Genomic DNA, 11758 nt, shown 5'->3' with positions numbered 1-11758 from the left:
AAGTCACCCAATGGTACCACCTTTCCCCCCGGGGTGTCAAGAGGGCGGCCGATACGGCGCGAACCACCGGACGACAGGCCCGCCAATTGGCATAACGGCGGCGGAGGGGGTTGACATTCCAGCGGAAACCCCCCTAGACTCCGTTGGGAACGGAGGATTTCATGCCCGCCGATGTGACCATCATCCTGATGCCGAAATGGGACTCGCGGGAGCCGTCCTGCGCCACGGCCTATGTCTGCCAGACCGCGCGCTCCCTCGGCTGCCGCGTCCAGTATCTGGACTACAACATCCGCCTCTTCGACCTGTGCCGCCGCCTTGGCCTGGGCGAGTTCTGGACCGAGTCGCGCTACCACCAGGCCTGGCTCCAGGGGGACATGCGCTTCCTGTCGGCCTTCCTGGACGTGGAGGAGATCGAGGGGGACGTGGTCGGCTTCTCGCTGACCGCCACAAACCGGGAACTCACCCTGATGATGGCGCGGCGCGTACGCGAGCGCTTCCCCCGCAAGAAGATTCTCTTCGGCGGCTATGCCGTGTACTACGAGAGCGACCTGCACGGCATTGACCCGTCCCTCGCCGACGCCATCTGCAAGGGGGAGGGGGAGCACACGCTGCGGGACGTCCTGGCCCGGGGATGCCAGAACCTGGAGGAGGTGCCCGGGCTCTACCTGCCCCACGGCGACGGCTGGCGGCTCACGTCCCCCCGGCCCCTCGCCGACAATCTGGACGAGATTCCCTGGCCGACCTTTGAGGAGACGGACCTGCCGCTCTACGAGGTGCCCGACCTGCCCCTCATGGGCAGCCGCGGGTGCATCGGCCGCTGCGTCTTCTGCAATGACCGCCACCGCACGCCCGGGTTCCGCACCCGGTCCGCCGCCCACCAGGTGGACGAGCTTGCCTGGCTCAAGGAGCGCTATGACACCGACTTCTTCATCTACAACGACCCCCTGATGAACGGGAGCGTCCAGGCGCTGGAGGCGAAGGCCGACGAGATTCTGCGCCGCGGGATTGACGTCAAGTACGGCGGCAACCTCATGGCGCACCGCGGCATGAGGCCCGAGCTCTTCCGGAAACTGCGCCGGTCCGGGCTCACCGTGGCCATTGTGGGCCTCGAAAGCGGCTGCACCCACACCCTGCGCCGCATGAACAAGTACCACACGGCGGAGAGCGGCGCCGCCTTCATCCGCGCGTGCCACGACGCCGGCATCCGCACCGAGCTCAACATCATCCTCGGCTTCCCCCCGGAGACGGAGGAGCATTTCCAGGAGACCCTGCGCTTCATGCGCGACAACCGGGACTGGATTGACTGCGTTGTCAGCGCCACCACCTTCCAGGTGGGGAACTCCGACATGTGGTGGCGCAGGAACGAGTTCGACATCGAGATGGCCGACGGCGCCCCCACCTTCGACTGGCGCACCCGGGACGGGCGCAACACCTTCGAGATGCGCGTGGACCGGCTCCGCCGGTTCACCGATGAGATGACGGAGCTGGGACTGGTCCCCGGCCGCACCGACATGGAGCTTGAGCAGAAGAGCCCCGAGACGGGCCGGCGCTTCCTGAAGGCCTACGCCGCCGCCCTGGGGGAAGACAGCCCCCTCACCGACGGAGAGCGCCGCGACGCCTCCGGAAAACGCCGCCGCGCCCGGGCCGAAATCCGCCGCGTCGAACTGCTCAAAGCCTGCAGGAATCTCGGGGTATTGGACCAGTTGCTGTGGATCAAGGGGGCGATTCGCGGCGGGGGCGCGCGCTGAGCCCCGCCGGACGGCGGCGGTGCGCGAAGGCTACGCCTCTCCGGCGCGGTGACGTCGGATGAGCGCGCGGAGTTCCTCGGCGGCGGCGCGGGGGTCGGGGGCGGCGGTGACTGCGGTGACGACGGCGCAATGGCGCGCGCCGCGCGCGAGGATCCGGCCGATGTTGCCGGCCTTGATGCCGCCCATGCAGGTGAAGGGGACGCGCAGGTGCGGGCGGATGGCGTCAATCATCTCCGGCCCCACCACGCCCGTGGGCACGGACTTGGTCTGCGTGGCGAAAACGGGGCCGATGTTGACGTAGCTGGCCCCCGCCTCCTGGGCGGCCAGCGCCTCCTCCACGTTGTGGCTCGAAGCGCCCAAGATGAGCTCCGGGGCGACGCGCCGCGCGTCGGCGAGGGGCAGGTCGTCCTGGCCGAGGTGGACGCCGTCGGCGTCCACGGCCAGCGCGACATCCACCCGGTCGTCCACGATGAGCAGGGCGCCCGCGGCGCGGGTGCGCGCGCGGAACTCCCGGCCGAGCGCCGTCAGCTCCTTTCCGGAGCGGTCCTTCTCGCGCATCTGCACCAGCGTGACCCCGGCTTCGAGGCAGGCGTCCAGCACCTCCAGGGCCGTGCGTCCGGCGCAGTGCGCCTCCGTGATGACGACATAGAGGTCGGCGGCATCGAAGCGCCGCATGCGTTCCGCGTGGGTCATCACCCGCCCCCCACAAAGCGGATCACCTCGAGGGCGTCGTCCTCCGCGAGGGGGGTGGCGGAGAAATCCTCCCGCCGCAGGATTTCCCCGTTGCGCTCGACGACCACATGGGCCGGGTCCAGCGCCAGGGACTCCAGAAGCGAGAGCACGGTCGCGCCCGCAGGCGCCTCCCGGCGCTCCCCGTTCACCGTGACGGCGAGGGTCTGCATGTCCGGCCTCCGGTTGGGGGCGGGTCATCCGCCCGTGTACTGGTCCACCGCCCCGCGCAGGGTCCGGAAAATCCACGCGCGCTTCTCGTCGTCGCTCTCCAGGAGGGTGACGCGGAAGCCGTTGTGGACGCACTGGAACCCGCTGAGGGGGACGACCACGATGCCCGTGGCGCCCATGAGGTAATAGACGAAGCGCTTGTCCACCGAGACGTTCTTCACCAGCTCGCCGATGCGCTCCCGCACGGCGGGGTTCTCAATGGGCAGCGTCTGCCGCCCGTTGAGGACGCCGTCCTTGAACATGACGGTCAGGTAGAACGCGCCGCCCGGCTTGTTGACGATGACGGCGTCGCAGCCGTCGAAGGCGCGGACGGCCTCCTCGGCGCGCGCGGCGAAGATGCCCGCGCGGCGGGCGAGGTGGTCCTTGTAGCGCGGGTCGCCGAACACGCGGGGGATGGACATCTGCGGCAGGGTGGTTGAGCAGACCTCCAGGCGCTTGGCCGCCAGCAGGCTCTCCGCGTAGGTGGCGAAGTTGGCGTCGCGCCGGCGGTTGACGATCTCGATCCAGCCGCAGCGCGCGCCGGGCCAGGGGTACTCCTTGCTGATGCCGCGCATGGCGATGCCGGGCACGTCCTGCACCCACTGGCTCAGGTGCAGGTGCGGCTGGCCGGGGTAGGTGATGTGCGCGTAAATCTCGTCCGCGATGATGAACAGGTCGTGCTCCCGCGCGATCTTCACGATCTCGTCCAGCACCCCGCGCGGATAGACCGCCCCCGTCGGGTTGTCCGGCGACAGCAGCAGGATGCCCGCGATGGCGTCGTTGTACTTCACCTTGTTCCGGATGTCGTCCACGTTCGGCATCCAGCCGTTGTGCGGGTCCAGGTCGTAGGTGACGTGGCTGTAGCCCGAGTGCGCGCCCTCGGCGGACGAGTGCGTGCTGTAGGCCGGCGACGGCCCCAGGATGCGCGCCTCGCGCTTGAGGAACCCGTACACCCGCGCCACGGCGTCGCCCACGCCGTTGAAGAACAGCAGGTCCTCCGGCGTGATCTGCGCGCCGCCCTCCCGCTGGTTCACCAGGTCCGCCAGGAAGGCCCGCGTGTCGGGCACCCCCGCCGTGTCGCAGTAGCCGAAAGACTTCGGCTGGTCCAGCAGCTCGTGCAGGATGTCCCGGATCCACGGGGCGAGCACCTCGCCCTTCTCGATCGGGTCGCCGATGTTCTCCCAGGTGACCGGCTGGCCGAGGCCCCGGACCTCCCGGGCCACGCCGACGATCTCCCGGATCTCGTACTTCAGGTTTGTCGCGCCCTCGTGGACGATGTCTCTTCTCATGTCACGCGTTTCCTGCCCGCCGCGGGGCGCCGCCCGCGGGTAATACCGCCCCCCTGCCGGAATGGTGGTGCGGGAGTCCGCCGGGAAACTGCGCGGTTCGCGCGGCTCCAACACCCCGGCGGAGAGGGGGGCTTTGGGCCGTTATGATAGGCCCTCCGCCGCGCGGAATGCAATTCGCGCGGCGCACCGGAAAAGCCCGAATCCGCGCATTCACAGGAGAATGGCCCCGCATCTTCCCGAAGGCCCAAGGTCTGGGCGGGTAGGGGCGCTGCTTGCCGCGCCCTTTTGGTGTGCGGCACGGCCCCCAGTTCCCGCAGGCGCCCAAAGCCTGGGCGGGTAGGGGCGCTGCTTGCCGCGCCCTCTTCGGTTACGGCATGGCCGTCTCGCACGGTGGCCAGAAAGTAGACAGGGCAGGCGTGACGCCCGCGCCACGGCGGCGGGCAGACGGGGCTGTTCCGTAGCGCCGCCGTCCCGGCGGCCTTGTCTTCGGGCTTGTCCACACCGACGTCCGGAAAGAATCGACATGGATAAACAGGATGCACAGGATTCGTCTTCTTATCCTGTCCATCCTGTTCATCCATGTGAACTTCCTCGCCGGCACGCTGCCGCCATGGCACGGAGTCCTGTCAACCCTGATGGCCGGATAAAGATGGGTGCGAGCCAAACCGGTGGCGAGGCTGAAGACAAGGCCAGCGAGACGCTGGCGGTACGGGGGGGGGCAGACGGGGCTGTTCCGTACCGCCGCCGTCCCGGCGGCCTTGTCTTCGCACTTGTCCACACCGACGTCCGGAAAGAATTGACATGGATAAACAGGATGGACAGGATTATCTTTCTTATCCTGCCCATCCTGTCCATCCATGTGAACTCCCTCCCCATCACCCTGCCGCCATGGCACGGAGTCCTGTCAACCCTGATGGCGGGATAAAGATGGGTGCGAGCCAAACCGGTGGCGAGGCTGAAGACAGGGCCAGCGAGACGCTGGCGGTACGGGGGCGGGCTGACGGGGCTGTTCCGTAGCGCCGCCGTCCCGGCGGCCTTGTCTTCGGGCTTGTCCACACCGACGTCCGGAAAGAATTGACATGGATGGACAGGATGGACAGGATTATCTTTCTTATCCTGCCCATCCTGTCCATCCATGTGAACTTCCTCGCCGGCACGCTGCCGCCATGGCACGGAGTCCTGTCAACCCTGATGGCCGGATAAAGATGGGTGCGAGCCAAACTGGTGGCGGGCTGAAGACAAGGCCAGCGAGACGCTGGCGGTACGGGGGCGGGCTGACGGGGGCTGTTCCGTAGCGCCGCTGTCCCGGCGGCCTTGGGCCGCGGGAGTCTCCGCCGGAGCCGCTACTCGTCGTCGCGGCGGAGCAGGGCCTCCAGGACGGCGGTTTCGCGCGTGTGCAGGAGGTCGCCCGCCCGCACGAGGCACCAGCGGTAGGCGAGGCCCGCCGCCGCCGCCAGAGCCGCCGAAACCGCCAGCACCGGCGCGAACCCCAGCCCCCGGGCGTACCCGTTCAGCACGAGCCCTGTCGGCGTGAACAGCGCCGAGATCACCGCCAGCGACACAAGCCCCGTCAGGGAGAAGGCCGTGCGGTTGCCTTTGGCGCGCATGAGGTTGCGCCCCATGCGGAAGGGGAGGAGCACCGAGGTCCAGCAGCTCACGGCGCAGAAGCCGCAGTAGAGGTAGGCGACGTTCACCATGGACAGGGCGGCCGTGGCCGGGCCGCCGCCGGGCAGCAGCATCCCCGCCAGGCAGAAGACCCCGGACAGCCCCGCCATGAAGGGCAGGAAGGCCAGGTGCTTCGCCAGCAGAAAGGCGCGCCGCGGCGCGGGCAGGAGCATCAGGCCGCGGAACCCGCTGCCGTCGGCCCCGAAGACGTTGAGCAGGGGCACGGCGAAATTGAGGAACGGCCACACGATCAGGGCCGTGGGCATCCATACCCGCTCGTTGCCGCCCAGGTCGCCGTAGGCCCCGGTGTGGTACATGGCGAACAGCAGCGCGCCCACGCACAGCGGCATGATGAGCTGGATGCGGATGGAGGGGTGGCGAAGGTTGGAGTGGAAGAAGGCGCGCGCCAGCGCGGCGGTTTCGCCGCTCAAGAGGGGCAGGGGACGCAGCGTGACGGGGAGTGCGTCCGGGGTCGCCGGCGTTGCCGCCGTTTTCCGGGCCGCCTTTCCGTTCGACGCCTCGCCGGCGTAGTAGGCCAGCGTGGACCGCAGCCCCAGCGCCAGCCCGAGCGCCGTCACAAGCCCCTCAAGCGCCAGCACCGACAGCACGCCCGCCGCGTTGCCGTCCGCCGCGGCCCGCAGGCCCAGGGCCGCCCAACCCAGGGGCATCACCGTGTGCCCCTCCTCGAACCACCTCCCGGCCTCCCCTTGCAGGAGCATCGCCGTGTCCTGCGGGTCCATGCCCTCGCGCAGCAGGTGCGAGAGCAGGCTGGGCAGCTGCGCGAGCAGCACAAAGGTCAGCGGAAGCACGGCGAACACGAGCTGGCGCTTCCGCTTGTCCTCCATCACCAGGGCCATCCACCCCCGGAAGTAGTGCGCCCACGCCTCCAGCATCACGATGAACCCGGCGGCCACCGCCGCCCCCGGCAGCACGGCCCCCCAGCCGTACCGCTGTCCCAGCCCCGCGAGGAGCCCCAGCAGCGGGGGGATGGACCCCAGCACCAGCGGCCCCGCCAGCGAGGCCGTGAAGTTAATTCCATGGATCATGCCGGGGGACACGGGCAGGTGCATGAACTTCTTCAGGTCGAGCAGGTCCGACCGCTGCAGCTCCAGCAGCAGCCCCCACATCCACAGCAGGGAGAAGAGGCCCGCCGGAATGTCCATCAGGGCCAGCCATCCGGCGACGGAGTCCGCCTTGCCCAGCCCATGGGCCGCCAGGGCGTAGAACCCCACCGTGGCCAGCCCCGACAGGAAGATCACCAGGGTGGCGTAGAAGGTGACCACGATGATGGAGCTGACGGTCTTCTTGAGGGTCCACGCCCGCAGGAAAAGCCGCCACCGCAGGGCGACCAGCGCGGCGGCCTGACGTGCGACCATCACGAACCCAGCCAGGACAGGCTGGCCTGTCCGTTGGCCGGACTCTCCGCCGCCGCCAGGAAGGCCTCCTCCAGCGACCGGTCCCGCGTCAGCTCCTCCAGCGTGCCCTGGCTCACGAGGCGGCCCGACTGGATGATCCCCACATGCGTGCAGAGCCGCTCCACAATCTCCAGAATGTGCGACGTCAGGAAGATCGAGGCCCCCCGCCGGCGGATCTGGTCCAGCACCTGCCGGATCGTCCGCGAGGAGATCGCGTCAATCCCCTCAAAGGGCTCGTCCAGGAACAGCAGCTCCGGGTCGTGCAGGATCGCCGCGGCAAAGGCCAGCTTCTTCCGCATCCCGTGCGAGTACTCCAGCGTCAGCGTCTTCTCCGCCTCCGCCAGCCCCAGCAGGTCCAGCAGCTCCCCCGAACGCCGCAGGACCACCTCCTTCGGCAGCCCGTGCATCCGGCCGACGAACCCCAGATACTCCCGCGCCGTCAGGTGGTCGAACAGCCCCAAATCCTCCGGAACCACGCCGATCCGCCGCTTGATCTCCAGCCCCCGCCGCGCCAGGTCCAGCCCCAGCAGCCGCGCCGACCCCGAACTCGGCAGCGTGATCCCCGTCAGCATCTTGATCGTCGTGGACTTCCCCGCCCCGTTCGGCCCCAGAAACCCGTAGAAACACCCCTTCTCCACGCGCAGGCACAACCCGTCCACCGCGCGGAACTCCCCGTACAGCTTCGTCAGGGCCTCCGTTTCGATGCAGTATTCCATGCCGAAATCATACTCCGCCGCCCAAGCCCCGGACAAACGGGACGGAACCACCGATGAACGGCGATGAACACCGATGAGGGAAGAGCCCTGATCGCCGGATAAGACGTTGTGAGAACCGAAGCCGGGGCGGGAACGAGATTGCCACAGCCGCTCCGCTCCTTGGCAATGAAGTAAGCCAGCGAGAGCGCCCACAAAGTAGACACGGCATCTTGCCGCGTTCTTTGGGCCAACGAAAACCCCAAGAACGCGGCAAGATGCCGCGTCTACATTTCCAGCCCTCCCGCAACCCTCATTTCATAGGCAGAATTCCCGCCTCCGGGCGGTGACCCGCTGAAGCCCATCGCTTCCCAGCCTCCCCTACTTCCCATACTTCCCATAACTCCCATCCCCGCCTGACCCGCCACAGAGGCGGCACTTTACGCGAGGGGACGCGCTTGTGCTAAATTAGAGGCGTTCTCATTAGGTTGCGGCGGGAAACTCCGCGAATGGCCGGGGTTTCAGGCGCATCGAGGCAGACGCGCCGCCGCTGAATGCGCGCATAAGGAGTACTCATGCAGTCTTCCGACCGTCGTCAGTTTTTGGGAAATCTGGGCATTCACACGGGCGTCTTGGGGGCGGCGGGGCTGGGCGGTCTGGTGGTCGGCAGGGCCTCGGCGGAGGCTCCCCCTGCGCCGGCATCCGAACCGGCGATGCCGCCCCTGCCCTGGTCCTATGCTGCCCTGGATCCGGAGGACATCCGGAAGCGGGCGCACCGCCACTATTCCAAAGGCCATTGCTGCGAGGGGGCCTTCTCGGCGATTGTCGGTGCGCTGGCCGACGCGGCCGGCCATCCCTTTGACAAGGTGCCCTGCGGCATGATGGGGTACGGCGGCGGCGGCGTGGCCGGGTTCGGCTCCCTGTGCGGCGCGCTGAACGGCTGCGGCGCGGCCGTCAACCTGGTGTGCGACAAGAAGACCACCGAGGAGGTCATGAGCGAGCTGTTGAGCTGGTATGCCGTCACCGTGCTCCCCACGGACACCAGCAACGGCTACGCCGCAGACGGGGGGTACTTTGAGGACGACCCGTACACCATCCGGACCGCGCTGCCGCAGAGCGTCGCCGGGGACAACCTGTGCCACCTGTCGGTGACCCGCTGGTGCAAGGCGGCCGACCTGGGCAGCGGCTCGCCGGAGCGTTCCGAGCGCTGCGCGCGCCTCACGGGCGACGTGGCGGCGAAGGCTGCGGAGCTGCTCAACGCGGTGCACGCAAAAACCTTCGAGCGCGCGCACCCCGTCCCCGCGCAGGCCGCCGGATGCCTGAAATGCCATGATGTCGGCGAGAAATCCCACACCCGCGGCAAGATGGACTGCCTGCTCTGCCATCCCCCGGAGCACAATGGAGAACACTGCAACCCCTTCACCCAGGCCATCCTGCAAGGCCCCAAAAAGCTGTAGCGCCCGCCGCGAAGGACGGGAGACTGCGCGCTTGATGCGGGCGGGCGCGCCGGCCCACAACCCGCGACGGGGGGCATGGCCCATGGCGAAGGGCTTCTATTGGAGACCCGGCAACCCGTAAGGCCGGTTGCCCTATTGCATCGAAGGGGCGGTTGGGGCACATTGCAGGCATTCTTGTTGCATCGAAGCAGAACTCAATGCAACAAGGCGGGTTGTTATTGCACCGATGAGATCAGGACCGCGCTTCGCGCGTGGGTGGAGGGGCTGGCCGCCGTGTGGGCGGTTTTCCGTGGCTGAGACGGCTTTTGCCTGTTTGGGGTGATCCAGAAAATGGACAGGTTCCCGGGCTCTGTGCTACAATTCCGGTCCAACTGCGAGGCGTTCAGTACTACAGGCGGTCGCGCCGTTCTGGCGCGGGCTGTCTGCCCACCGAATCCAACCCACAGGAGGATCCCCCCCGATGACCACCCCGAATCTCGAAAAGCATGGTATCGTGCCCGGAAAGGTCTTCTACAACCTTTCCTACGATGAACTGTTCAAGCACGAGACCAATCCGGAGCTGGAGGGGCTGGAGAAGGGCACCGTCACCAGTTTCGGCGCCGTGTCCGTGGACACGGGCCGTTTCACCGGCCGCTCCCCGCAGGACAAGTACTTCGTGGACGAGGAGACCTCGCGCGGCAACCTGTGGTGGGAAGGCCCGGAGAACAAGGGCTCGAACAACAAGCGCCTGAGCCCGGAGGCGTGGGAGCACCTGAAGGGCCTCGTCAAGAGGCAGCTCGACGGCAAGGACCTGTACGTTGTTGACGGGTTTGTCGGCACCAACCCCGACACGCGCATCCGCGTGCGGGTGGTCGCCGAGGTCGCCTGGCTCGCCCACTTCAGCAAGAACATGTTCATCCGCCCGACGGCGGAGGAACTGGCGGGCTTCGAGCCCGACTGGACGATCCTGAACGCCTGCAAGACCACGAACCCCGACTTCGCGAAGTTTGGGATGCGGTCCGAGGTCTTCGCCGCGTCCAACATCCAGGAGCGCATGTCCCTCATCGGGGGCTCGTGGTACGGCGGCGAGATCAAGAAGGGCGTGTTCACCATCATGAACTACTTCCTGCCCCTGAAGGGCGTGGGCGCCTTCCACTGCTCCGCCAACATGGGCAAGGGCGGCGACACGGCGCTCTTCTTCGGCCTTTCGGGCACGGGGAAGACGACGCTGTCGGCGGACCCGAAGCGCGCGCTCATCGGCGACGACGAGCACGGCTGGGACAACGAGGGTGTCTTCAACTTCGAGGGCGGCTGCTACGCCAAGGTGATCAACCTGTCGGAGGAGAAGGAGCCGGACATCTACCACGCCATCCGCCGCGACGCGCTGCTGGAGAACGTGGTGATCCGGGAAGACGGGTCGGTGGACTTCCAGGACGGCAGCAAGACCGAGAACACCCGCGTCTCCTATCCGATCCAGCACATTGACAACATCGTGAAGCCCGTCTCCAAGGGGGGCCACCCGTCGGTGGTCATCTTCCTTGCCTGCGACGCCTTCGGCATCCTGCCGCCCGTCGCCCGCCTCTCGCAGGAGCAGGCGATGTACCAGTACCTCAGCGGCTACACCGCCAAGGTCGCGGGCACCGAGCTCGGCGTCACGGAGCCCAAGGCCACCTTCTCCAGCTGCTACGGCGCGGCCTTCCTCGCCGTCCACCCCACCATGTACGCCGACATCCTCGGCGAAAAGATGGAGCGCCACGGCACCCGCGCCTACCTCGTGAACACCGGCTGGGTCGGCGGCCCCTACGGCGTCGGCTCCCGCATGGACATCACGGCCACCCGCACCATCATTGACGCCATCCTGGACGGGTCGGTGGAGAAGGCCGAGTTCCGCACGATGCCCGTCTTCAATTTCGACGTGCCGGTGTCCCTGAACGGCGTGGACAGCAAGGTTCTCGACCCGCGCGAGACCTGGCCGGACAAGGCGGCCTACGACGCGGGCCTGCGCAAGCTGGGCCAGATGTTCGTGGACAACTTCAAGAAGTTCACGGGCACCCCGAGCGGGAAGGCGGTCGAGGCTTTCGGCCCGAAACTCTGATCCGCCCGGCCCGGCAAGAAAACAGTTGACAAACTCTGCGGTTCATGGTATAAAAGTGCCGTACACCGGGGCGGGTTGTGTCCCGGAAACGGACCAGGAGGATTGTTAGATGAAGCACATGCGGCCTGTGACGCGCAAGCCTGCCCTGTCACAGATCTCCAATTTCGAGGTGTTCAAGGAGTTCCTGATCAATCTGACGGATCAGCTCATTGAATACGTGTTCATCAAGACGTCCTGAGCGGAGGAACCGATGCCATGAAGCGCAAGAGCCATTTGAAGACCGTCAGCCGGACCCCGGAAAAGGCCCAGATCAGCAATTTCCAGATCAAAATGGAAAGCACCACCGAGATCATTGACCGGTTGCTGCTGGCCAACCGCCAGGCCCCGTGGAAGGCCACCGGCCCCAGCGGAACGGTGGATGACACCACGGACACCGGCACCGACACCGGCACCGACACCACGGGCATCGAGCTCTAGGA

9 protein-coding genes are annotated in these 11758 nt (G+C 67.4%); 4 read left to right on the top strand and 5 right to left on the bottom strand.

Features of this window, described 5'->3' with window-relative positions; translation table 11 throughout:
* The first annotated feature begins 161 nt into the window (after positions 1-161).
* Positions 162-1748, top strand: a complete 1587-nt coding sequence (locus GXY15_03120; protein NLV40205.1) for a radical SAM protein — start codon at positions 162-164, stop codon at positions 1746-1748.
* A gap of 30 nt (positions 1749-1778) precedes the next feature.
* Here the strand turns inward: GXY15_03120 and thiE are convergent, their stop codons facing one another.
* The 5 genes from thiE to GXY15_03095 form a co-directional block, all read right to left on the bottom strand.
* Entirely contained in the window at positions 1779-2441 is a 663-nt protein-coding gene (gene thiE, locus GXY15_03115; GenBank protein NLV40204.1) for a thiamine phosphate synthase, read from the bottom strand.
* Positions 2441-2650: a sulfur carrier protein ThiS gene (gene thiS, locus GXY15_03110; protein ID NLV40203.1), complete on the bottom strand. Its 210-nt coding sequence runs from the start codon at positions 2648-2650 to the stop codon at positions 2441-2443. Before thiS ends, thiE begins: the two co-directional genes overlap by 1 nt.
* Positions 2651-2674: 24 nt before the next feature.
* The gene (locus GXY15_03105) at positions 2675-3976 is read right to left on the bottom strand and encodes a pyridoxal phosphate-dependent aminotransferase (protein NLV40202.1); all 1302 of its coding nucleotides are present in this window, start codon (positions 3974-3976) and stop codon (positions 2675-2677) included.
* 1343 nt (positions 3977-5319) lie between these two features.
* Positions 5320-7020 carry a hypothetical protein gene (locus GXY15_03100; GenBank protein ID NLV40201.1) on the bottom strand — a complete coding sequence of 567 codons (1701 nt, stop codon included), beginning with the start codon at positions 7018-7020 and terminating at the stop codon, positions 5320-5322.
* Positions 7017-7772 (bottom strand): ABC transporter ATP-binding protein, encoded by a 756-nt coding sequence (locus GXY15_03095; GenBank protein ID NLV40200.1) that lies wholly within the window; start codon positions 7770-7772, stop codon positions 7017-7019. The genes GXY15_03100 and GXY15_03095 overlap by 4 nt, the downstream gene beginning before the upstream one ends.
* Positions 7773-8323: 551 nt before the next feature.
* Between GXY15_03095 and GXY15_03090 the strand changes: the two genes are divergently transcribed.
* The 3 genes from GXY15_03090 to GXY15_03080 all read left to right on the top strand — a co-directional run bounded on the left by GXY15_03090 (position 8324) and on the right by GXY15_03080 (position 11756).
* Positions 8324-9205 (top strand): hypothetical protein, encoded by an 882-nt coding sequence (locus tag GXY15_03090; GenBank protein ID NLV40199.1) that lies wholly within the window; start codon positions 8324-8326, stop codon positions 9203-9205.
* 460 nt (positions 9206-9665) lie between these two features.
* Positions 9666-11279 carry a phosphoenolpyruvate carboxykinase (ATP) gene (pckA, locus tag GXY15_03085; protein ID NLV40198.1) on the top strand — a complete coding sequence of 538 codons (1614 nt, stop codon included), beginning with the start codon at positions 9666-9668 and terminating at the stop codon, positions 11277-11279.
* 255 nt (positions 11280-11534) lie between these two features.
* Entirely contained in the window at positions 11535-11756 is a 222-nt protein-coding gene (locus GXY15_03080) for a hypothetical protein (protein NLV40197.1), read from the top strand.
* The last annotated feature ends 2 nt before the right edge of the window (positions 11757-11758 follow it).

It is taken from the genome of Candidatus Hydrogenedentota bacterium, assembly GCA_012730045.1.
Taxonomy (GTDB): Bacteria; Hydrogenedentota; Hydrogenedentia; order Hydrogenedentales; family CAITNO01; genus JAAYBR01.
This window is presented reverse-complemented; position numbering and strand designations above follow the sequence as displayed.

What these genes read in the sequence shown, in the direction of transcription:
- GXY15_03120 (NLV40205.1), top strand. Translation starts at nt 162, where the DNA reads ATGCCCGCCGATGTGACCATCATCCTGATGCCGAAATGGGACTCGCGG.
- thiE (NLV40204.1), bottom strand. Translation starts at nt 2,441, where the DNA reads ATGACCCACGCGGAACGCATGCGGCGCTTCGATGCCGCCGACCTCTAT.
- thiS (NLV40203.1), bottom strand. Translation starts at nt 2,650, where the DNA reads ATGCAGACCCTCGCCGTCACGGTGAACGGGGAGCGCCGGGAGGCGCCT.
- GXY15_03105 (NLV40202.1), bottom strand. Translation starts at nt 3,976, where the DNA reads ATGAGAAGAGACATCGTCCACGAGGGCGCGACAAACCTGAAGTACGAG.
- GXY15_03095 (NLV40200.1), bottom strand. Translation starts at nt 7,772, where the DNA reads ATGGAATACTGCATCGAAACGGAGGCCCTGACGAAGCTGTACGGGGAG.
- GXY15_03090 (NLV40199.1), top strand. Translation starts at nt 8,324, where the DNA reads ATGCAGTCTTCCGACCGTCGTCAGTTTTTGGGAAATCTGGGCATTCAC.
- pckA (NLV40198.1), top strand. Translation starts at nt 9,666, where the DNA reads ATGACCACCCCGAATCTCGAAAAGCATGGTATCGTGCCCGGAAAGGTC.
- GXY15_03080 (NLV40197.1), top strand. Translation starts at nt 11,535, where the DNA reads ATGAAGCGCAAGAGCCATTTGAAGACCGTCAGCCGGACCCCGGAAAAG.